A 21,600-nucleotide genomic window follows, 5' to 3' on the forward strand; every position below is an offset into this window, starting at 1 on the left:
CGCACGGCGAGGCGCGGTCAGCCCAGCGCGAGCATCCCGCCGGCGACCAGCGCCAGCGCCAGACCCAGCCACTGGATCCCCGCGACGCGCTCGCGCAGCACGATGGCTGCGAGCAGGATCGTCCCCGCCGGATACAGAGCCGTCAGCGCGGAGACGATCGACAGCTCGCCCCCGCGCAGCGCCACCAGCAGGAGGACGTTGGCCGCGGCATCCACGACTCCGCACACGATCGCGAGCCACCACGCCCGTGCGACCGGAGACGCCGGCTGAGGCACCGCGGTCGCGCCCGTCGATGCGTGCTCCAGGTCGGCGTGACCGCTCGGAGTGGCGCCGACGGATGTTCCGGCGGGAGTGAGGACGGATGCCGCGGCCAGCCCGCGCCGCACGGCGACCATCGCCAGCCCGGCGACGATCGCCGACGTCACCACGACCGTGGTGGCGCGGCTCATCACGAGCGGCACCAGCCCGCTGTCGGTGGCGGTCTGATCGAGGACGATCAGGAATCCGCCGATCGCCGCGCCGGCTCCGACGGCCATGAGGAGCCCGCGGGCGCTCGGGCGCACCACCTTCTCGCCGGGGATGAAGCCGACCAGCACGACGGCGACCAGTGCGACGCCGAGACCCGCATACGCCACGGGGGAGAGGGTCTCGCCGTCGATCAGCAGGCCCCAGAGCATCGGGGCGATGGCCGAGATGACGGCGGTCAGCGGCGAGAGGATGCTCATCGGCCCGACGGCGAGGCACGCGTAGAGGAGGGCGACGGCGATGAGGCCGAAGAGCCCGGCCAGCGCGCCCCACGCCATGTCGGCGAGGGTCCAGACCCCACCGACGAGCGGCAGGGCGATAGCGAGCGCGATCAGTCCCGACAGCCCCGCGACGGCCGTGACCACGATCGACCTGAGGCGCTTCGCCGCGACGCCGCCGAAGAAGTCGGCAGCGCCGTACAGCAGCGCGCCGACGAGGGCCAGAACGGCGGAGATCATCGGATTCAGCATAGGGATGGTCGCGATCACCTATTTCGCTAGATAAACTAGTGATATGTCGACCTCTGCGCGTACCGACCGTCAACCGACCCGATGGCTGCGCGTCGGCATCCCCGCCCTCCTCGTACTCGTGTGGCTCGCCGTCGGCGCCATGGGCGGCCCCTACTTCGGCAAGGTCGACGAGGTCTCCAGCAACGACCGGTCGTCGTTCCTGCCCGAGAGCGCCGACGCGACCCAGGTCAACGAGCGCCTGCCCGACTTCCTCGGCGGGGACAGCATCCCGGCCCTCGTGGTCGTGACGGGCGACGGCGAGCTCACTGAGGATCAGCTCGCCGACGTGCAGACCCTCGCTGACGACATCGCGGCGGTCGACGGCGTGCTGGACGACATCTCGCCTCCCATCCCGTCGGAGGACGGCGAAGCGGTGCAGATCTTCGTCCCGATCGACGCCGAGGGAGACGTGGGCGAGGTGATCGCGGAGATCCGCGCGCTCGTGGCCGAGGAGCTTCCGGACGGCATGGAGGGCTGGGTGACCGGCCCGGCGGGCTTCACCGCCGACCTCGTCGAGGGCTTCCTCGGGATCGACGGACTGCTGCTCGGCGTCGCGCTCCTGGCGGTGTTCGTCATCCTCGTGATCGTCTACCGCTCGCCGCTGCTGCCCGTGCTGGTGCTGCTGACCTCGGTGTTCGCGTTGTGCGTCGCGCTGCTCACGGTGTGGTGGCTGGCCAAGGCGGGCATCGTCGTGCTCAACGGCCAGGTGCAGGGCATCCTCTTCATCCTCGTGATCGGCGCTGCCACGGACTACGCCCTGCTGTACGTCGCACGGTTCCGAGAAGCCGTCGCCGAGGGCAGGAAGCGGTGGGATGCCGTGGTCACGGCCTGGCGCGGAGCCTTCGAGCCGATCCTGGCGTCGGGCGGCACGGTGATCGCCGGCCTGCTGTGCCTGCTGCTGTCCGATCTCGCGACGAACCGCGCGCTCGGACCCATCGCCTCGATCGGCATCGCGTTCTCGGTGCTCTCCGCGCTGACGTTCCTGCCTGCCCTGCTCGCGCTGGTCGGCCGCGCGGCGTTCTGGCCCTTCATCCCGAAGGAGCCGATGGCGACGATGCCCGACGACCTCACGAAGCCCGTCAAGGGCGTGTGGCCACGTCAGGCGCGCTTCATCGCCCGCCACGCCCGCGCGGTGTGGGTCGTGTGCACGATCGTGCTGCTCGTCGGCGCCGTCGGCATCACGCAGCTGAAGGCGGACGGGGTGCCGTCGAGCGACCTCGTGCTGGGGGCGTCCGAGGCTCGCGACGGCCAGGAGGTGCTCGCCGAGCACTTCCCCGCAGGGTCGGGCAGCCCGGTGTACGTCATCGTGCCCGAGGAGGACCTCGCCGAGACCGTCGAAGTTCTCGAGGCGTCGGACGGCGTCGAGTCGGTGGCGATCGCATCCGAGGACTCGCCCACCGGTCAGGCGTCCGTCGAGGTCGAAGACGGTGAGCCGGTCTTCACCGCCGTCGGCCCGCCGGGAACCCCCGCACCCGAGCCGACGGTCGCGGACGGCGACGTGCTCGTCATCGGAACGCTGACCGATGCCGCCGACTCGCTCGCGGCCGAGGACGTCGTGCGCGAGCTGCGCACCGACCTCGACGAGGCGCTGGGCGTGAGCACGGCGCTCGTCGGCGGCGAGACGGCGACCGACATCGACTCGAACGACACCTCGATCCGGGACCGCACCGTCATCATCCCCGTGGTGCTCGGAGTGATCCTGCTGATCCTCATGCTGCTGCTGCGGTCGATCATCGCGCCGGTCCTGCTGATCGCGACCGTCATCCTGTCGTACGCGACCGCGCTCGGCGTGAGCGCGCTCGTCTTCAACGGCGTCTTCGCGTTCCCCGGAGCGGATCCGGCGGTGCCGCTGTACGGATTCGTCTTCCTCGTCGCGCTCGGCGTGGACTACAACATCTTCCTGATGTCGCGGGTGCGGGAAGAGTCGCTCGTGCACGGCACGCGACGCGGCATCCTGCGCGGACTCGTGGCCACGGGCGGCGTGATCACGTCGGCGGGACTCGTGCTGGCGGCGACGTTCGCGGCCCTCGGGGTCATCCCGATCCTGTTCCTCGCGCAGCTCGCGTTCATCGTCGCCTTCGGCGTGCTGCTCGACACCTTCATCGTGCGCTCGCTCCTGGTGCCCGCCCTGTCGTACGACATCGGCCGGGCGATCTGGTGGCCGTCGAAGCTGTGGCGCAACGGCCCCGAGAAGGGAGAGCGGATGCTGCGGCCCGAGCAGTCCCCGTCGATTGGCACGGCTCCCGCCTCCGTGTCGGACGGCGAGCAGCCGATCCCTGCTGAGACGGCACCGGAAGTGCTCGCCGAAGACGGGCACCCGCTGACTCGCGAGGAGTACCGGCGTACGCTCGAATCATGAGCAAAGCGCTGTTCATCGTCGACGTCCAGAACGACTTCACGGAGGGCGGTGCGCTCGGGGTCGACGGCGGTGACGCCGTCGCGGAGCGCATCACCCGGTACCTCGGGGCGCACGCGGGGGAGTACTCCGTCATCGTCGCGTCGCGCGACTGGCACGACGGCCACAACGACAACGGCGGCCACTTCCACCCCGAGCCCGATTTCGTCGACAGCTGGCCCGTCCACTGCGTGAGCGGCACCGAGGGCGCCGAGTACGATCCGGGCCTCGACACCGCAGCCGTGACGCACCACGTAAAGAAGGGGCAGGGAGTGCCCGCCTACTCGCTGTTCGAGGGCACGACCGACGACGGGGTGAGCGTCGCGCACCTGCTGGAAGAGCACGGCGTGGTCGATGTGGATGTGTCGGGCCTCGCGACCGACCACTGCGTGCGCGCCTCCGCCCTCGACGCCATCGAGCACGGTCGGCACGTCCGCATCCTGACCGACCTCGTCGCGGGTGTCGCCGCCGAGAGCAGCGAGGCGGCGCTCGCCGAGCTCGCCCACGCCGGAGCCGAGCTCGCCGAGTCCGGTGTCTGACCCGCACGTCCGCCGCGTCCTCGCGAGCGACGGCGAGCGGCTCCGCGCGCTCCGGCTGGAAGCGCTGCAGGATCCCGCCGCCGGAATCGCGTTCCTCGAGTCCTACGACGAGGCTGCGGCCCGGTCCGGCGAGTTCTGGGACTCACGGGCGATCGCAGCGGCACTGTCGGGCTCGGCCGCGCAGTTCATCGCCGAGATCGGGTCCACCTGGGTGGGCACCGTGACGATCCTCATTCCCGACTCGGCGACGCCCGACTACTTCGGCCGCATCCGTGACGGCGGCACGGCGCTCGCCGTCGCGGTCTACGTCAGTCCGCCGTACCGCGGTCGCGGCGTCCTCGACGACCTCATGGCCGCTGGTGCGGTGTGGGCGCGCGATCAGGGCTGCGAACGCCTCCTCCTCGACGTCCACCAGGACAACGGGCGGGCGCGGGCGGCCTACCGACGTCTCGGGTTCGAGCCCACCGGCGGCACGATCGACGGCCAGAACGGCCGCGAGCTCGAAATGGAGCGGGCGCTCGCGGATGCCTGAGCCGCGGTGCGCGCGGCGCGCGGGGCTCGGGGCCGAGGCATCCGCTCAGGAGTGAGAGTGGGCCCCGTGGGGCTCGAACCCACGACCCGCGGATTAAAAGTCCGATGCTCTACCGACTGAGCTAGAGGCCCTCAGCGATCCAGCCTACTTGGCGCGGAAGGCTCGTCGGTGCGGCCGACGGCGATCAGCGGTTCCCGTTCCCGTTGCCGTTCCCGCTGTTCCCGTTGCCGTTGCTGCCGTTGTTGTTGCCGGGTCCGCGGTTGTCGCTGCCGCCGCCATTGCCATTGCTGCCACCGTTGTCGCTGCCCGGCCCGCTGCTGTTGCCACCACTGGTGTTCTGCACCGGGGCGGGCGCGTTCTCCGTCGGCGCGACGGCCGGCTCGACCGCGGGCTCGACCGACGGCTCGACCGAGGGCTGCACCGACGGCTCGACGGAGGGCTCGACGACGGCGGGTGTCTTCGGGGAGGGAGTGGCCGCGTCCGCCAGAGACAGCGACCACGCCGCCACCACGACGGCGACGATCACGAGCACAGCGGCGACGGCGGCACCGATGCCGATCCGCCGGCGATGCGCGCGCCGATTGCGGGGTGCGTTCGACCGCCGCGTCGGGATGGGACCGCTCGGATGCTCCGAGAGTGCGACCATCGCAGCCGCAACGGGAGAGGTGGCGCGCGGGGTCATGACACCCGTGGGCCCGGTCCCAGCCCCTGCTGCTGCCGGGGCGGCGGTCGCCGCGGCCACGAGCGCAGCGCGCGTGGCTGCCGGCAGGATCGCGGTGGCTCGCGTCGCCTGCGGCATGGCCGCGGTCACGTCGGGGAGCGGCTGGACGGCGGCGTCGTCGCTCTCAGCGAGACGGCGCGCCGTGACGGCAACGTCCAGGGCGGTCGGCCGGTCCTCGGGCCGCATCGCCGTCATCCCGCGGAGCAGGCCCTGCCACGCCGGGTGAAGAGTGTCGGGGATCGTGGGCGGTGCGGCCAGGCGAGCCATCACCGTGCCGATCCCTTCCGCCTCGGCGAACGGCCGCGCGCCGGTGAGAGCCTCGATCAGCATGATTCCGAGCGCGTAGATGTCGGCGGGCGGCGCCGGCGTCTCGCCGCGAGCCTGCTCGGGGGCGATGTACGCGACCGTGCCGACCGCGATGCCCGGACTCGTCATACGCGGCGAGTCCAGAAGGTACGCGATGCCGAAGTCGGCCAGTTTGGCGCGCCATTGCGGACCCGGCATGGGCGAATGCCAGAGCAGCACGTTGGACGGCTTGATGTCGCGGTGGACGACTCCCGCCGAGTGCGCGATGTGCAGCCCCTCGGCGATGTCGACGGCGATCGACGCCATGAGTGCCGCGTCCACGGGACCGTCCGCGATCAGTTCGCGCATCGTGATGCCGTCGACGTACTCCATCACGAGGTAGCTCGCGTCGTGCTCCGAGACGTGAGCGTCGAACAGCGTCACGAGCGAGTGGTGGCTGAGCGAGGCGAGGAGGGTGGTCTCCGACAGGGCTCTCTCGACCGAGCACACCTCGTCCACCTGACCGCGCAGCACCTTGATGGCGACGGTGCGCCGCAGCGCGGCATCCTCCGCCCGGAACACACGCGCCATGCCGCCTTCGCCGATGCGCGCCTCGAGCCGATAGCGCCCGTCGAGTATGGCGCCGGTCGAGACTTCTGTGGCTTCCCGCAGGTCAGTCATGATCCTCCCGTGCCGGGCGTCGCACCCCTCCGGCGCGCCCCAGCACTTGCCGTAAACGTACGCGCGGAGGGTGCCCACAACACGCCTCTTGACGGTTGGGGGTATGTAGTGCAAGCGCACGACGAAACCGCCGGTGCCACCTCGCAGGCACCGGCGGTTCGCCGCCCCGAGAACGCCGGACGCAGCCGGCGTTCGGTCAGGAAGTCGGCGGCATCAGCACCGCGTCGATCAGGTACACCGTGGCGTTGGCCGTCTGCACACCGCCGCAGATCACGTTGGCGCCGTTGACCATCAGCTCGTCGCCGCTGCCGGTGACTTCGAGGTCACCGCCCTGGACGGTCGTGTGCGTGCCGACGACGTCGGCCGGTGCAGCCTGGCCGGGCACCACGTGGTACGTGAGGATCGCGCTGAGCGTCGCGCTGTCGGTCTTGAGCGCCTCGATGGTGGCGGGATCGATCGCGGCGAACGCCTCGTCGACCGGAGCGAACACCGTGAACTCGTCACCGTTGAGGGTGTCGACCAGGTTGACGTCGGGGTTGAGCTGTCCGCTCACCGCGGCGACGAGGGTCGTCAGCAGCGGGTTGTTCGACGCGGCGGTGGCCACGGGATCGGCGGCCATGCCCTCGACCGATCCAGCGCCGTCCGGCACCGCTTCGGCGTAGCCGGCGCAGCCGGGGCCGACGAGGTTCGCGGCGGGGTCCATCTCCTCCATGTCCTCCATGGGCTCCTCGGACTCCTCGACCGCGGGGGTCGACGGCTCGTCCGCGGGCTCAGCGGCGGAGCCGCCCATCGAACAGGCCGACAGAGCGAAGGTGGCGGCGAAGGCGAGCGCGAGTCCCGCCGAGACGCGCTTCCGGGTGATGCGTGACATGACTTCCTCCTCAGTGAGGTCCGGTTGGACCGCAGTCCCCGGTGCGGGGAGCGAGCCGCAGGAGCGGCTGCACAGGGGTCTTCGGAGACCGGTCGGAAATTGGATTGGAATGAATACATCGCGGATGCCGTGCCCCGCCGGTCGCGGCATCCGCTCGCTTCTTCTTCGCTGCCAATCCGATGCGGTGATGTGCCGCGAACAAGAGGAGGGCGCGGCCTGTGCCGTGCACGAGAGGTGAGTAAGGCATGCTGGTGGACATGGTGATCGACGGGATCGACGTGCCGGAGGACGGCGCCGAGCCCATCGACCATGTCGGCGAACTGCTGCAGCGCGTCGCCACGGGCGATCAAGCCGCGTTCGGCCGCCTGTACGACATGCTCTCGCCGCGTGCCTTCGGTCTGATCGTGCGCGTGCTCGTCGATCGCTCCCAGAGCGAAGAGGTGCTGCAGGAGGTGTTCCTGGAGGTCTGGCAATCCGCTTCGCGGTTCGCGCCGAACAGAGGTCAGGGAAGATCCTGGGTCCTCACGATCGCGCATCGCCGGGCCGTCGACCGGGTGCGGGCGTCGCAGGCGAGCACGAACCGGGATGTGCGGGCGGGGTTCCGCGATCTCGAAGTGGCCCACGACGGGGTCGCCGAACAGGTCGAGCTGCGCATCGAGGGGGAGAGGGTCGCAACCGCCCTGTCCGCCCTGCCGGACGTGCAGCGGGAAGCGCTGACCCTCGCCTATTACGGCGGTTACAGTCAGAGCGAGATCGCGGTGCTGATGGGGGCGCCGCTGGGAACGATCAAGACCCGGATGCGGGACGGGCTGTCCCGACTGAGAGCAGAGATGGGGGTGACCGCGTGATGGACGAGCAGGAGTTCGCCGAACTGTCGGCAGGCTATGCGCTGAACGCGCTGTCGCCCGCTGACCGGCGCGCCTTCGAGGCGGCGCTGGCCGAGCATCCGGAGTGGGCGAAGCTCGCCGAAGCCGACGCGGACACCGCCGTCGCGCTCGCCGACGGCGTGTCGAAAGTCGCTCCGCCGCTGACCCTGCGGTCCACGCTGCTCTCGCGGATCTCCACCATGCCTCAGGTTCCCGACATGGATGCCTCGGCCGCCGCCGCCGTCGCCGATCCGGCGTCTTCGCAGCCTGCGCCGGCGCCGTCCGACGATGACGCGCCCGTCACCGACCCGTCCCCGACGACCACCACGATCCAGGCGATCTCGCGCCGCAACTGGACGCGCGGGCTGCTGACGCTCGCCGCCTCGATGGTGATCCTCGTGGTGCTCGGCTTCGGAGCGGTCACCATCAACCAGTACGTCAACCGCCCGCCCGAGGTCGCGGCGCTGGCTGAGATCGAGGCGGCGCCCGACGCGCAGGCGGCGACGGCCGAGGTGATCGACGGCGGCACGGCGACGGCGCACTGGTCGGCGTCGGTCGGCAAGGCGGTGCTCGTGTCGAACGGCCTGCCCGAGATCGCCGACGACCAGAGCTTCGAGCTGTGGCTCCTGCGAGAGGGTGCCGACCCGATGCCGGCGGGGGTCTTCGAGCCCTCCGCCGAAGGGGCGACCGTGGTGCTGGAGGGCGAGATGGAGCCGGGCGACACGATCGCCGTGACGGTGGAGCCGCAGGGCGGGTCGCCCGACGGCACGCCGTCTGCCGAACCGATCGTGGCCATCCCCACGGCCTGAGCGCTACCGTGAAAGGGTGGCCGGCCCGCAGACTCCGCAGACCCTCGCGCACCTCCGCCGTGCGCGCGATCTGATGGACCGCGACTACGCCGAGCCCCTCGACGTGCCCACCATGGCGGCGAAGGCGCTGATGTCGCCCGCCCATTTCTCGCGCGAGTTCAAGGCGGCATACGGCGAGACCCCCTACGCGTACCTCATGACCCGGCGCATCGAGCGGGCGATGGCGCTCCTGCGGAACGGGACGACGGTGACGGATGCCTGCACCGCGGTCGGCGCGACATCGCTCGGGTCGTTCAGCTCGACGTTCACCGAGATCGTCGGCGAGCCGCCGAGCGCGTATCGCGCGCGCTCGCACGAGGCTGCTGAGGCCATGCCGCTGTGCGTCGCGAAGATCCTCACGCGTCCCGCCCGCTACGCCTGATCCCCGCGTCACCCTCCTCGAGACCGAGCAGGATCGGAGAAGCGCCGCCCTGCGGGGCTGGCCTAGCGTGGCATCCATGACCACCACCGCACTCGCCTACTGCCCGATCACGGTCGACGACGTCGAGGCCGCGATCCCGTTCTACCGTGACGGTCTCGGCCTCGAGATCGTCAATGACGTGTCATACGACGGTCACCGCTGGCTCAGCTTCGGATTCGCGGGCCAGGAGGGACTGGCCGTCGTCCTCTCCGACCCGACCGCCGGCCGCTCGCCGGAAGACGGCGACGCCCTGCAGCGGCTCGTCGTGAAGGGCTCCGGCCCCGGCCCCTACGTGTTCACCACCGACGACATCGACGCGACGTTCGAGCGCCTGCGCGCGTCCGGCGCGGAGGTGCTGCAGGAGCCGATCGTGCAGGACTGGGGGCCGCGCGACTGCGCGTTCCGCGATCCTGCGGGCAACCACATCCGCATCAATCAGGCCTGAGTCGGGGCGACGGCATGTGCCTCCCGTGGGAAGCCGCCGCCCGCCTCGCCGCGGCGGCTTCCGACTCGGCGACGGAGGAATCCGGACGCCGCGACGCCGGACTCGCGCTCGTCGGGAGCGAGCCCGAGAACCGGCCTCGCACGGAGAACCGGCCGGTAGCCTGGATCGGGTGAGCGACGAGTCCAGGGACTTCCACAAGCCCGTCAAGCGCCCCGCCGAGCTCTTCGACCGGCTGTTCGCCGCCGAGGATCCGGCCGAGGTCTCCCGGGTCGCCCACTCGACCGCTCACGCGCTGCTGGCGCGGGTGAGGGAAGACCCCGACGGGCAGGTCGTCGACCGGCTCGTGGCGTTCACCGACGAGCACGGTATCGACGACATCGCCGAGCTGTGGTCGAGGTCGCCCGCGAAGACCCTGCCGGGGGCGCTCTGGCGCCTCTACCTGCTGCAGCTCATGATCCACGACGATCCGCGCACTGCGGCGCTGCTGTACGAGCGCGGCCGCGACGAGCTGGCGTCGGCCGACGCCGTGGTCGCCGGGGCGCCGTCGCCGGCCGGACCCGATGAGCTCGTGGCGCTGATCGACCAGATCCTCCGGGGGCTGTTCGAGGGGGACTTCGCCGTCGCGCTCGACCGGGCGGCGGCGTTCTGCCGCGTGCAGGCGTCCGGGGCGACGCATCTCGCCGACGACTACGAGAACACCGAGCCCGAGCGGGCGTCGGCCTTCACGACGCGTGCCCTGCGCCTCGCCGACTACGGAATCGATCTGACTGCGTGCGCCGCGCTGTGGCGCCGGGACTCGCTGACCTGACGGCTGAGCCGGGTTGTCCGGTGCCCGGAGACGATGGTGCCGGGCCGCAGAACGCCTCTCGGCGCGAGGCCGCTCGCAGCGGCAGAAGATGGAGCCCGGGGTTACTGCGGCCCGGCCGAACAAGTGTAACCGAGTGCGTCGCGACGGTATTCCCGACGGCTTAGGCTCGGACGCATGGCCCTGAGTTTCGCGCTCGTCATCGACCCCGCGGCATCCGATGACTCCCGCACCGACTTCGCCGGCACGTTCCGCGTGATCGACGCCACCGCCCCCGCACTCAGCGTCGGCGAGCTCAGCACGCAGCGCGGCGACGGCATCTTCGAGTCGGTGGGCGTCGTCGACCGGCACCCGCAGGAGCTCATCGCCCACCTCGACCGGCTCGCGCACTCCGCGTCGCTGTGCGACCTTCCCGTGCCGAACCGCGAGCAGTGGCGCCAGGCCGTCTTCACGGCGGCCGAGCACTGCCCGGAGCAGGGCGAAGGCGTGATCAAGCTCATGCTCAGCCGCGGCATCGAGCACGGCCCCACGCCGACCGCGTGGGTCACCGCTGCCCGGGCACCCGACAACACCGGGGTGAGGGAGCGCGGCATCCGCGTCGTGACGCTCGACCGCGGCTACTCGATCGACACCCCCGCCCGGGCGCCGTGGCTGCTGCTCGGCGCGAAGACCCTGTCGTACGCGGTCAACATGGCCGCGCTGCGCGAGGCCAAGCGCCGCGGCGCCGACGACGCGATCTTCGTCTCCTCCGACGGCTTCGTGCTCGAGGCGCCGACGTCGTCGCTGGTGCTCAAGGAGGGCGACCGGTTCGTCACGCCGGCGCCGAACGGCGGCATCCTGCACGGCACGACCCAGCTCGGGCTCTTCGACCATCTCGCGAGCCTCGGCCACGAGACGGCGTACGAGACGATCCCCGTCGGGCGCCTCGCCACCGCGGATGCCGCGTGGCTGCTCTCCAGCGTGCGCCTGGCCGTGCCGATCATCGCGATCGACGGCGCCGAACTGACGGCCGACCGCGAGCTGACGGCATCCTTCAATCAGTTCCTGCTGAGCCCCCGCGCCTGATCGGGCGCCGCCCGCGCCTCGCCTCGCCTCGTCGCAACATCGGAGATCGTGTCCGACACGCCGGTGGAGGGATGCCGCGCCCGGCGTGCCGCAGACGATCTCCGATTCTGCGGCACGCGGTCGACAGGGGTCAGGCCAGATGCAGACCGCGGTCGATTGCGCCGAGGATGGCGAGCTCGACCGTCTCCCAGTCGTGGACGACCATCGCGTAGTCGAACCGGAGGGTGACGAACCCCCACGCCGCGGCGTTCGCATCGCGGACGAGATCCTTGTGCCGGTGCGACTCGCCGTCATGATTGACGACTCCGTCGACCTCGATGATCAGCCGCTCGCCGATCAGGAAGTCCACGACGCCGACCGAGGCGAGGCGCACCTGCGTGCGGATCGCGAGGCCGTAGGGCCGCAGGCGCCATCGGAGGAGCGACTCGAGTCCGCTGTCGGCATCGGAGCGGGAGAACGCGATGGCGTCTCGGCCCGCGTCGTTCGTGTGAGCCCGCAGCCACGCCAGCCCGCGCCGGGAGATGCGCCGCTGGCGCCGGGCCGACTCGAGCGCGACGAAGAAGTCCTCGACCCCGCGGCACAGCAGGATCTGCCGCAGCACTCTCGGTACCGACGGGATGCCGAACACGTTCTTCGCGCCCGCCGCGTCCCAGTGGCCGATGCAGGCGCAGTCGTCGTGGGCGTACGCGCGTCCGTGCGCTCGCAGCCAGACGTGCACCTGCTCCTCCTCCTCCTCCTGTCCGCAGACCCAGAGCCCCAGATGCCGTGCGGCGCTGACGCACGCGAGCGACCCACCATGCTCCGCCGCCCGGCGAATCGCATCGCATGCACCGTCGGAGGCGTAGACGCCCCGACGCAGCCGCACCAGCGATCCGTCGCGGAGTCCTGCGGTGACAGCCCCGCGACCGAGCCCCGCCCCGCGCAGCTCGCGCAGCGAGCGCACGGCCGGCTGGGTGGTGGAGCACATCGCTCCAGCGTGCGCGGGCCGCGGCATCCGCTCGCTGCCGAAGGCTCCGCCCGTGGACAGCCGACGGCCCAGGCCCCCTCGGGAGGAGGCGCCGCCGCCGCAACATCGGAGATCGTGTCCGACACGCCGGTGGAGGGATGCCGCGCCCCGGCGTGTCCCCAAGATCTCCGACGTTGCGGCAACGGACAGGGGCTGGGCGCCGGTCAGGCCGACGACGGTCGTGGCCCTCAGGAGGAGGCGCCGTCGTCGCAACATCGGAGATCGTGCCCGACACGCCGGTGGTGGGATGCCGCGCCCCGGCGTGTCGCGGGGATATCCGAGGTTGCCACAGTCGGGCGGGCTACCCGTGTCTCGATACGCGCTGGCGCGCTACTCGACAACCGGGTTCGGGTAGCGCTGGCGCGCTACCCGAACCGGCCGGAGACGTAGTCCTCGGTGGCCTGCACCGACGGGGTCGTGAAGATCGACCGGGTCTCGTCGTACTCGATGAGCTTGCCGGGCTTGCCGGTGCCGGCGATGTTGAAGAACGCCGTCTTGTCGCTCACGCGCGAGGCCTGCTGCATGTTGTGCGTCACGATGACGACCGTGTAGTCGTTCTTGAGCTCGCCGATGAGCTCCTCGATCGCGTAGGTCGAGATCGGGTCGAGGGCCGAGCAGGGCTCGTCCATCAGGATGACCTCGGGCGAGACGGCGATCGCCCGGGCGATGCACAGACGCTGCTGCTGACCGCCCGAGAGGCTCGAGCCGGGCCGGTCGAGGCGGTCCTTGACCTCGTTCCACAGGTTCGCGCCCCGCAGCGACTTCTCGACGAGCGCATCGGCGTCGGACTTGGCCATGCGCTTGTTGTTGAGTCGCACTCCCGCGAGCACGTTCTCCTTGATCGACATCGTCGGGAAGGGGTTCGGGCGCTGGAAGACCATGCCCACCTGCCGGCGGACGAGCACCGGGTCGACGTTGGCCCCGTACAGGTCGTCGCCATCGAGCAGGACCTTGCCCTCGACCCGCGCGCCGGGGATGACCTCGTGCATGCGGTTGAGAGTGCGCAGGAAGGTCGACTTCCCGCAGCCGGAGGGGCCGATGAAGGCCGTCACGCTGCGCGGTTCGATGTCGAGCGAGACGCCCTCGACGGCCAGGAAGTCGCCGTAGTAGACGTTCAGATCGTTGACTTCGATGCTCTTGGACACGATTCCTCGGGTTTCGATTCGGTTCGGGGGGCCGTCAGCGGCCGAGCTTGGGGGAGTAGATCTTCGCGACGAGACGCGCGACCAGGTTGAGCAGCATCACGATGACGATCAGGACGAGCGCGGCCGCCCAGGCTCGGTCGTGATATGCCTGCACGGGAATGCCGGCGTTCATGTACTGCGTGTACGCGAACACGGGCAGCGTCATCATGCGGCCCTCGAAGAGGTTGTAGTTCATCGACGTCGCGACGCCGGCCGTCAGCAGCAGGGGGGCCGTCTCGCCGATGACGCGCGAGATCGACAGCATGACACCCGTGGTGATGCCGGCGATGGACGTCGGCAGGACGACCTTGGTGATCGTGAGCCACTTGGGCACGCCGAGGGCGTATGACGCCTCACGCAGCTCGTTCGGCACGAGGCGCAGCATCTCCTCGCTCGAGCGGACCACGACGGGGATCATGAGCACCGAGAGCGCGATCGAGCCCATGATGCCCATGCGGATGCCCGGTCCGAAGATCAGCGCGAACAGCGCGTAGGCGAACAGACCCGCGACGATCGAGGGGATGCCGGTCATGACGTCCACGAGGAACGTGATGCCCTGGGCCAGACGCTTGCCCGCGCCGTACTCGACCAGGTAGATCGCCGTGAAGATGCCGATCGGGATCGAGATGACGGCCGCAGCGAGCGTGATGAGAAGGGTGCCGACCACCGCGTGCAGCGCACCGCCGCCTTCGCCGACGACGTTGCGCATCGAGCTCGAGAAGAACTCGGCGCTGAGGCCCGCGATGCCGTTGACGAGGACGGTCCAGGCCACCGAGACGAGCGGCACCATGGCGACGGCGAATGCAGCCGTCACGACGCCCGTGACGAGGCGGTCGACGCCCTTGCGGCGACCCTCGACGAGGCTTGAGATCGCGGTGATGAGTACGAGGTAGACGACGGCGGTGACGACGGCCCACCCCGCGACGCTGAACTCCGAGCCGCCGGCCATCGCGAGGATGCCGAAGACCAGCGCCGTGATGAGGGTGCTCGCCCCGAGGATCGCCCACGGCGCCCAGACCGGAAGGTGGCCGCTGGTGAGGCGCTGGTGTTCGCGCACCGGTGCCGGCGACGGCGCCTGGGTCGAGGGAGCGGTCAGAGTGGTCATGTCAGTTGGCTCCCGAGAATTCCTTGCGCCGACTGACGATCCAGCGTGCGATCGCGTTCACGGCGAAGGTGACGACGAAGAGGATGAGACCCGTCGCGATGAGCACGTTGATGTTCGCGCCGTACGCCTCGGGGAAGGTCAGCGCGATGTTCGCCGGAATCGTGCTGGGGTTCTCGGAGGTGAAGAGCTTGAAGGTGACCACGCCGGTCGCCGAGAGCACCATCGCCACGGCCATCGTCTCGCCGAGGGCGCGGCCGAGGCCGAGCATCGAGGCCGAGACGATTCCGCTCCGCCCGAATGGGAAGACCGCCATCCGCACCATCTCCCAGCGCGTGGCCCCGAGCGCCAGGGCGGCCTCCTCATGCAGCACGGGCGTCTGGAGGAAGATCTCGCGGCAGATCGCGGTGATGATCGGCACCACCATGACGGCGAGCACGATGGCGGCGGTGAAGATCGTCCGGCCGGTGGCCGAGACGGTCCCGCCGAACAGCGGGAACCATCCCATGTGGACGTTCAGCCACGCGTACACGGGCTGCACGGCGGGGGCGAGCACGATGATGCCCCACAGGCCGAAGACGACGGAGGGCACCGCGGCGAGCAGGTCGACGACGTAACCCAGCCCCTGCGCGAGACGGCGCGGCGCGTAGTGCGAGATGAAGAGTGCGACCGAGACGGCCAGCGGCACGGCCATGAGCAGTGCGAGGAGGGAGGCCCACACGGTGCCGAACACGAGCGGCCACACGTAGTCCCAGAAGTCCGTCGCGAGCAGCGAGGCGGTGTCGCCGGTGGCGGTCAGGCCGGGGATCGACTGGACGATGAGGAAGATCGCGACGGCGGCGAGCGTCACGAGGATCATGCTGCCCGCAGCGAGCGCCGTGCCCGAGAACCAGCGGTCTCCGCGCCGTTGCCTGACCTTGCCCGGTGCCGGGGCTGTGGTCGTCGTCATGGTGTCCTTCTGGTTCGCTTTGCTGGGGGTGAGACCCGGCCCGGCGATGCACCGGGCCGGGTCTCAACGGTTCTAGTCCGTGACGATCGTCTCGATCGCCGCGTCGATCTGCTCGCGCAGCGTCTCCGAGATGGGTGCGTTGCCGGCGGCGGCTGCTGCGGCGTCCTGGCCCTCGGGGCTGGCGACGAACTGCAGGTACCCCTTGACGATCGGCGCGACAGCCGGGTCGGCGTACTCCTGGCACGCGATCATGTAGCTCACGAGCACGATCGGGTAGACGCCGGCCTCCTCCGAGGTGCGGTCGAGGGCGATGGCGAGGTCTCCCTCGCCGCGACCCTCCTCGAACGGCGACGCGTCGACGATGGCGGCTGCGGCCTCGGGCGAGTAGGCGACGAACTCATCGCCGACCTGCACGGCCGCGGTCGACAGGCCCTCCTCGGCAGCGCGCGACGCGTCGGCGTAGCCGACGGTGCCGTTGCCGCCGGCGACGGCGGACACCACGCCCGACGTGCCCTGCGCGGCCTCACCGCTGTCGAGCGGCCACACGCCGTCCGGCTCGGCGGTCCACGCCTCGGGCGCGGCCTGGAAGAGGTAGTCGGTGAAGTTCTCGGTCGTGCCCGAGTCGTCGGCGCGGTGAACCGGCGTCACGGCAAGGTCGGGAAGCTCGACGCCCTCGTTCAGGGCGGCGATCGCCGGGTCGTTCCACTTCGTGATCGCGCCGGAGAACATGCCGGCGATGGTCGCTGCGTCGAGGTTCAGCGCGTCGACGCCTTCGACGTTGAAGATGACGGCGATCGGCGAGATGTAGGTCGGCAGCTCGATGATGCCCGATCCGTCGACGCAGCCGTCGAAGGGACCGGCCTCGAGCTCTTCGATCTTGAACGCGCGGTCCGATCCGGCGAACGGGAAGGCGCCGGCCTGGAACGACTCGCGGCCCGCGCCCGAGCCGGCCGGGTCGTAGGTGATGGTGACGTCGGGGTTCGCGATCTGGAAACCGGACGTCCATGCGGTGACGGCGACTTCCTGCGACGACGCGCCGCCGCCGGCGATCTCGCCGGACAGGTCCGAGGTGGTGGGTGCGTCGGTGCTGCCACCGGCGGGCACCTCGTTTGCGGCGCAGCCGGCGAGGGCGAGGGCCGCGACTGCGGCGACAGCGCCCACCTGGGCGATGCGGGAGATCTTCACTGTGTGAATCCTTCACGTGTCAGGGAATTGAGGCCCCGGAATTCGGGGCTTCGGGTGATGGCCCGGTGCAGGGCTCGCCTGAAACGTAGGCGCGGACTCTTAAGAGAGTGCGCTCGGAGGGTGAACGGGAGGTGAACGGGATGCCGCCATCGGGCCGCGCGGGCACGCCGCGACGGTCCCCACCCGTCGGCGCTCCCACCCGCGGTTCGCCGCCGAGGTGCCCGTCAGACCTTGGGAGTGTGGGTCTCGATGGCGACGATGCCCGAGCCCGGTGTGTCCGCCGAAAGGTGCACGACCGAGAACGCGGCGGGCTCGAGCGCCGAGGCGCTGCCGAGGTACGAGCCGCGCAGCGTGCCGGTGGCCAGCGCGATCTCGGTGAGGATCTCGGGGAGCACCGGACCGTGGCTGCACAGGACAGCGGGTTTGCGCGCGCGGACGCGCTGCCCGACCACGGTGCGTGCGTCGGACCTCCCCTCCTCCCAGGCGTCCTGGCTGATGAGGTCGGACGTGTCGATCTTCCGCGCGAGCGCAGCCGAGAGCGGCACGACGGTCTTCATGCATCGCTTGGCGGGGCTGGAGATCAGCTTGCGGGCTCCGAACGCGAGGAGCGGCCCGACGATCGACGCCGCCTGCTTCCGGCCGCGCGGTGCGAGCGGGCGCGCGGCATCCTTCCCCTCCCACTCCTCGCGGTTGATCGCCTTCGCGTGCCGGAGCACGATGATCGGGAAGGTCTGCAGCACGCCCTCGTCGACGAGCCGCATGAAGTTCTCCACGATCTCCGCGTCGACCGGATAGCTCAACCGCGCGAGGGCCTTCTTGGGGGTGACCCACTCGAGCGCCGCGATCTCCTTGTTCGGGACGAAGGCGGATGCTCGGATCGCGGCATCCGTCGCCTCCGCCGCCCAGTAGTGGACGATCTTCTGCCGCTTGCTGGGCAGCCGGTAGCGCGAGACCCCGACGGGGATGCCGAGGGCGACGCGGATGCCGGTCTCCTCGAAGATCTCGCGCGCGGCGGTCTCGGCGAGCATCTCGCCCGGGTCCACCTTGCCCTTGGGGAGCGTCACGTCGCGGTATTTCGTCCGATGGATCAGCAGCACGAGCAGCTTGTCCTCGACGACGCGCCAGACGACGCCTCCCGCGGCGTAGACGGCGGTCTCGGTCATCGCACCGCGCGTGCTCGCCGGCGGCGCTGCACGTTGGCCATGGTGCGGTCCTGGATGTCGACGAGGAGCTTGCCGTCCTTGCCCGTATTGTGGCGGACCCACTCGCCGTCGGGGCCGAGATGCCACGAACTGGATCCGTCGCTCATGGCGAGGTCGAAGAAGTCCGTCAGTTCCTTGATATGGGCCGGTGCCACCACTCGCACCAGCGCCTCGACGCGACGGTCGAGGTTGCGGTGCATCATGTCGGCGCTGCCGATGAACACCTGCGGGTCGCCGTCGTTGTGGAAGGCGAAGATGCGCGAGTGCTCGAGATAGCGGCCCAGGATGCTGCGCACTGTGATGTTCTCGCTCATTCCGGGCACCCCGGGCTTGAGCGAGCAGATGCCGCGCACCCACACCTCGATCTTCACGCCGGCCTGGCTCGCGCGGTACAGCGCGTCGATGATCTGCTCGTCGACCATCGAGTTGACCTTGATCCGCACGCCGGCGGCCTTGCCCGCGAGGGCGTTGCGACGCTCCTTGTCGATCAGCCGCAGCAGGCCCTTGCGCAGGTGGAGAGGGGCGACGAGGAGGCGCTTGAACTTCTTCTCGATCGCGTAGCCGCTCAACTCGTTGAACAGGCGGGTGAGGTCGCGGCCGACCTGGTCGTCGGCGGTGAACAGGCCGAAGTCCTCGTAGATCCGGCTGGTCTTCGGGTTGTAGTTGCCGGTGCCCACGTGGCTGTAGCTGCGCAGCTTGCCGCCCTCTTCGCGGATGACGAGGGCGAGCTTGCAGTGCGTCTTCAGACCGACGAGCCCGTACACGACGTGCACGCCCGCCTTCTCGAGCTTGCGCGCCCACAGGATGTTGTTCGCCTCGTCGAATCGCGCCTTGATCTCGACGAGCGCCAGCACCTGCTTGCCGGCCTCGGCCGCGTCGATCAGCGCCTCGACGATCGGGCTGTCGCCCGAGGTGCGGTACAGCGTCTGCTTGATGGCGAGCACGTGCGGGTCTTTCGCCGCCTGCTCGAGGAAGGCCTGCACGCTCGTCGCGAACGACTCGTAGGGGTGGTGCACGAGCACATCGCCCTTGCGGATCGAGGCGAAGATGTCGGGCCGCTCGTTGTTGTCGCCCGGCTGGAACGCCATCGCCGTGGTCGGAACGTGGGGCTTGAAGCGGAGGTCGGGGCGGTCGATGCGCAGGTCGAACAGGCCGCGGAGGTCGAGGGGTCCGGGGAGCCGGTAGACCTCCTGCTCGGTGATGTCGAGCTCGCGGATCAGCAGATCGAGCGTCACCTCGTCCATGTCGTCGGTGATCTCGAGGCGGATCGGCGGGCCGAAGCGGCGCCGCAGCAGCTCGGCTTCGAGGGCCTGGATGAGGTTCTCCGACTCATCCTCCTCGATCGCGACGTCCTCGTTGCGGGTGAGGCGGAAGGCGTGGTGATCGAGCACCTCCATACCGGGGAAGAGATCGTCGAGGTGGTTGGAGATGAGGTCTTCCAGCGGCAGGTACCGCACGGCTCCGCCGGTCGCCCGGACCTCGACGAACCGGGGGAGCATGGGCGGCACCTTCAGGCGCGCGAACTCCTGCCGCCCGGTGCGGGCGTTGCGGATGCGGATCGCGAGGTTCAGCGAGAGGCCGGAGATGTACGGGAACGGGTGCGCCGGGTCGACGGCGAGCGGCATCAGCACCGGGAAGACCTGCGCCTGGAAGTAGTCGTACAGCGCTTCGCGGTCGTCGGAGCTGAGGGAGTCGTAGGACACGACATCTACGCCCGCCTCGGCGAGGGCGGGCATGACGAGGTTCGTCCAGGCGGCGGCGTGCCGGAGCTGGAGGCGGTGAGCCTCCTGCGAGATGTCGGCCAGCACCTCGGCAGGAGCCCGGCCGACATTGGTGGGAACGGCGAGACCCGTGACGATGCGGCGCTTCAGGCCGGCCACGCGCACCATGAAGAACTCGTCGAGGTTGCTGGCGAAGATGGCGAGGTAGTTCGCACGTTCGAGGACGGGGAGCGTCGGGTCTTCGGCCAGCTCGAGCACGCGCTGGTTGAACGCGAGCCAGCTCACCTCGCGGTCGAGGTACCGGTGGTCGGGCAGCTGCGCGTCGACCTCTTCGTCCATGTCGAAGTCGTCGTCGTCCGCATCGCCGAGGCCGGCGTCGAGCACTTCGTGTTCGATCATCCCCTCATCATTGCAGGGACCCGTGACGAGAGTGTGAACGGTTCGTCACGCTCATCCGAGCGGGGGTGATGCCGATCCGCTACGCGTCGGTGCGCTCGCGCGGGGCAGGCAGCTGGTCGTCCTCGTAGACGTTGAACCGGTAGCCGACGTTGCGCACGGTTCCGATGAGCTGCTCGAGGTCGCCGAGCTTGGCGCGGAGGCGGCGCACATGCACGTCGACCGTGCGCGTGCCGCCGAAGTAGTCGTAGCCCCACACCTCGCTGAGCAGCTGCTCGCGGGTGAAGACCCGCGACGGGTGGGTCGCGAAGAAGTGCAGGAGCTGGAACTCCTTGTACGTGAGGTCGAGCGGCTTGCCGTGGACCTTCGCCGAGTAGGACGACTCGTCGATCGAGATGCCCGACGTCTGGATGCGCGTCGAGACCTGATCCTTGGTCATACGGCCGATGGCGAGCCGGATGCGGGCGTCGACCTCTGCGGGGCCGGCCGTGACGAGGATGACGTCGTCGACGCCCCAGTCGGTCGACACGGCCGTGAGACCGCCTTCCGTGACGACGAGGAGGAGCGGGGCATCGAGGCCGGTGGTGTTGAGGATCTTGCAGAGCGACTTGGCGCCGACGAGATCGACCCGCGCGTCGACGAAGATGACCTCGGCGCTCGGCGCGTTGACGAGCTGCGCCGGCTCGGCGGGGATCTGGCGCACGCGGTGGCTCAGCAGCTCGAGCGACGGCAGGACGGGGCCGCCTCCGTGCGTGGAGCTCAGAACCAGGAGCTGTGCCAAAGGATCGCCTTCCCGGCGCGCGGGGGCCCGCCGTGACCCCAGTGTAGAGCGTGGCGGGAAGCGGCTTCTGCGCCGCGACATCCGGGCACTCGGGGTCGATCCGTGCGGGGACGGTCGTCGTGGGGGAGAATGGCCCCGTGGCTGTTCCAGAGCTCGCTCCTCGCCGGACGTTCGGCGGAATCATCGCCGTGTGGGTCGTGGCGGCCGTCATCGGCGTTCTCGTCGGCCTGTTCGCCGGCGACGACTGGCGTGCGCAGTGGCTGGCGGTAGGACTGGGCGGATGCCTCATCCTCGCGTTCGTCGTGCAGCTCTGGTCGGGGCGCTCCCAGGGCTTCACCGAGCGCGTCGCCGCGAGCACGCTCGGCGCGCTTCTGGTGATGGGGGTCATCAGCCTCGGATTCGGGCTGGCCGCGATCGTCCCGGGCTGACACGCGGGGCGCTGTCATGCCGATCCGGTTTAGGCTAGGGGCCATGGATCTCTTCGCGCTCGAGCTGTTCTTCGTGGGTCTCCTCGGTCTGGCGTCGCTCGCGATCGCCTTCGTCTCCGTCGTCGTCCTCAAGAACCT

21 protein-coding genes and 1 tRNA gene are annotated in these 21,600 nt (G+C 70.1%); 10 read left to right on the top strand and 12 right to left on the bottom strand.

From position 1 onward, the window contains the following. Positions 1-17: 17 nt before the first annotated feature. Positions 18-983: an EamA family transporter gene (locus JX005_RS05150; protein WP_214466346.1), complete on the bottom strand. Its 966-nt coding sequence runs from the start codon at positions 981-983 to the stop codon at positions 18-20. 55 nt (positions 984-1,038) lie between these two features. Here JX005_RS05150 and JX005_RS05155 point away from each other — a divergent pair, with 55 nt between their 5' ends. Genes JX005_RS05155 through JX005_RS05165 form a run of 3 tightly spaced genes read left to right on the top strand, consistent with a single transcriptional unit; the run spans position 1,039 to position 4,500 of the window. Then, the gene (locus tag JX005_RS05155) at positions 1,039-3,393 is read left to right on the top strand and encodes an MMPL family transporter (protein WP_214466347.1); all 2,355 of its coding nucleotides are present in this window, start codon (positions 1,039-1,041) and stop codon (positions 3,391-3,393) included. Next, the gene (locus tag JX005_RS05160) at positions 3,390-3,968 is read left to right on the top strand and encodes an isochorismatase family protein (RefSeq protein WP_214466348.1); all 579 of its coding nucleotides are present in this window, start codon (positions 3,390-3,392) and stop codon (positions 3,966-3,968) included. The genes JX005_RS05155 and JX005_RS05160 overlap by 4 nt, the downstream gene beginning before the upstream one ends. After that, complete coding sequence (locus tag JX005_RS05165) at positions 3,961-4,500, top strand: GNAT family N-acetyltransferase (RefSeq protein WP_214466349.1); 540 nt, start codon at positions 3,961-3,963, stop codon at positions 4,498-4,500. Before JX005_RS05160 ends, JX005_RS05165 begins: the two co-directional genes overlap by 8 nt. 58 nt (positions 4,501-4,558) lie before the next feature. Here JX005_RS05165 and JX005_RS05170 read toward each other — a convergent pair. The 3 genes from JX005_RS05170 to JX005_RS05180 all read right to left on the bottom strand — a co-directional run bounded on the left by JX005_RS05170 (position 4,559) and on the right by JX005_RS05180 (position 7,058). Further along, positions 4,559-4,631: transfer RNA gene (locus JX005_RS05170), tRNA-Lys, on the bottom strand. A gap of 53 nt (positions 4,632-4,684) precedes the next feature. After that, the gene (locus tag JX005_RS16245; RefSeq protein ID WP_214466350.1) at positions 4,685-6,187 is read right to left on the bottom strand and encodes a serine/threonine-protein kinase; all 1,503 of its coding nucleotides are present in this window, start codon (positions 6,185-6,187) and stop codon (positions 4,685-4,687) included. 196 nt (positions 6,188-6,383) lie between these two features. Continuing rightward, on the bottom strand, positions 6,384-7,058 hold the full coding sequence (locus JX005_RS05180) for a fasciclin domain-containing protein (protein ID WP_214466351.1): 675 nt from the start codon (positions 7,056-7,058) through the stop codon (positions 6,384-6,386). A 245-nt stretch (positions 7,059-7,303) separates the two neighbouring features. On the opposite strand from JX005_RS05180, the gene sigK reads away from it, so the two are divergent. From sigK to JX005_RS05210, 6 genes are all read left to right on the top strand, one after another. Then, entirely contained in the window at positions 7,304-7,906 is a 603-nt protein-coding gene (gene sigK, locus JX005_RS05185) for an ECF RNA polymerase sigma factor SigK (RefSeq protein WP_214466352.1), read from the top strand. Next, complete coding sequence (locus JX005_RS05190; protein WP_214466677.1) at positions 7,906-8,733, top strand: anti-sigma factor; 828 nt, start codon at positions 7,906-7,908, stop codon at positions 8,731-8,733. The genes sigK and JX005_RS05190 overlap by 1 nt, the downstream gene beginning before the upstream one ends. A gap of 73 nt (positions 8,734-8,806) precedes the next feature. Beyond that, positions 8,807-9,154, top strand: coding sequence for a helix-turn-helix transcriptional regulator (locus JX005_RS05195; RefSeq protein ID WP_214466678.1), 348 nt, complete (start codon positions 8,807-8,809; stop codon positions 9,152-9,154). Positions 9,155-9,230: 76 nt separating this feature from the next. Then, positions 9,231-9,638 carry a VOC family protein gene (locus JX005_RS05200; protein WP_214466353.1) on the top strand — a complete coding sequence of 136 codons (408 nt, stop codon included), beginning with the start codon at positions 9,231-9,233 and terminating at the stop codon, positions 9,636-9,638. Between the two features lie 169 nt (positions 9,639-9,807). Beyond that, a complete protein-coding gene (locus JX005_RS05205; RefSeq protein WP_214466354.1) occupies positions 9,808-10,446 on the top strand; it encodes a DNA-directed RNA polymerase subunit beta in 639 nt (212 codons plus the stop codon). A gap of 174 nt (positions 10,447-10,620) precedes the next feature. After that, positions 10,621-11,508 (top strand): aminodeoxychorismate lyase, encoded by an 888-nt coding sequence (locus JX005_RS05210; protein ID WP_214466355.1) that lies wholly within the window; start codon positions 10,621-10,623, stop codon positions 11,506-11,508. A 130-nt stretch (positions 11,509-11,638) separates the two neighbouring features. On the opposite strand, the gene JX005_RS05215 is transcribed toward JX005_RS05210, so the two are convergent. The 8 genes from JX005_RS05215 to JX005_RS05250 all read right to left on the bottom strand — a co-directional run bounded on the left by JX005_RS05215 (position 11,639) and on the right by JX005_RS05250 (position 21,034). Then, the gene (locus JX005_RS05215; protein ID WP_214466356.1) at positions 11,639-12,475 is read right to left on the bottom strand and encodes a type IV toxin-antitoxin system AbiEi family antitoxin domain-containing protein; all 837 of its coding nucleotides are present in this window, start codon (positions 12,473-12,475) and stop codon (positions 11,639-11,641) included. 404 nt (positions 12,476-12,879) lie between these two features. Beyond that, positions 12,880-13,659, bottom strand: a complete 780-nt coding sequence (gene pstB / locus JX005_RS05220; RefSeq protein WP_214466357.1) for a phosphate ABC transporter ATP-binding protein PstB — start codon at positions 13,657-13,659, stop codon at positions 12,880-12,882. 34 nt (positions 13,660-13,693) lie between these two features. Then, positions 13,694-14,803, bottom strand: coding sequence for a phosphate ABC transporter permease PstA (gene pstA, locus JX005_RS05225; RefSeq protein ID WP_214466358.1), 1,110 nt, complete (start codon positions 14,801-14,803; stop codon positions 13,694-13,696). A 1-nt stretch (position 14,804) separates the two neighbouring features. Continuing rightward, the gene (gene pstC / locus JX005_RS05230) at positions 14,805-15,749 is read right to left on the bottom strand and encodes a phosphate ABC transporter permease subunit PstC (RefSeq protein ID WP_214466359.1); all 945 of its coding nucleotides are present in this window, start codon (positions 15,747-15,749) and stop codon (positions 14,805-14,807) included. A 72-nt stretch (positions 15,750-15,821) separates the two neighbouring features. Beyond that, positions 15,822-16,934, bottom strand: coding sequence for a phosphate ABC transporter substrate-binding protein PstS (gene pstS / locus JX005_RS05235; RefSeq protein WP_214466360.1), 1,113 nt, complete (start codon positions 16,932-16,934; stop codon positions 15,822-15,824). Positions 16,935-17,158: 224 nt separating this feature from the next. Further along, positions 17,159-18,097: an NUDIX hydrolase gene (locus tag JX005_RS05240; protein ID WP_214466361.1), complete on the bottom strand. Its 939-nt coding sequence runs from the start codon at positions 18,095-18,097 to the stop codon at positions 17,159-17,161. Then, positions 18,094-20,256, bottom strand: coding sequence for an RNA degradosome polyphosphate kinase (locus tag JX005_RS05245; protein WP_214466362.1), 2,163 nt, complete (start codon positions 20,254-20,256; stop codon positions 18,094-18,096). Before JX005_RS05245 ends, JX005_RS05240 begins: the two co-directional genes overlap by 4 nt. 79 nt (positions 20,257-20,335) lie before the next feature. Beyond that, positions 20,336-21,034: a response regulator transcription factor gene (locus JX005_RS05250; RefSeq protein WP_214466363.1), complete on the bottom strand. Its 699-nt coding sequence runs from the start codon at positions 21,032-21,034 to the stop codon at positions 20,336-20,338. 137 nt (positions 21,035-21,171) lie between these two features. Here JX005_RS05250 and JX005_RS05255 point away from each other — a divergent pair, with 137 nt between their 5' ends. Further along, a complete protein-coding gene (locus JX005_RS05255) occupies positions 21,172-21,462 on the top strand; it encodes a hypothetical protein (protein WP_214466364.1) in 291 nt (96 codons plus the stop codon). The last annotated feature ends 138 nt before the right edge of the window (positions 21,463-21,600 follow it).

The organism is Microbacterium flavescens (assembly GCF_018588945.1).
Lineage (GTDB): Bacteria > Actinomycetota > Actinomycetes > Actinomycetales > Microbacteriaceae > Microbacterium > Microbacterium flavescens.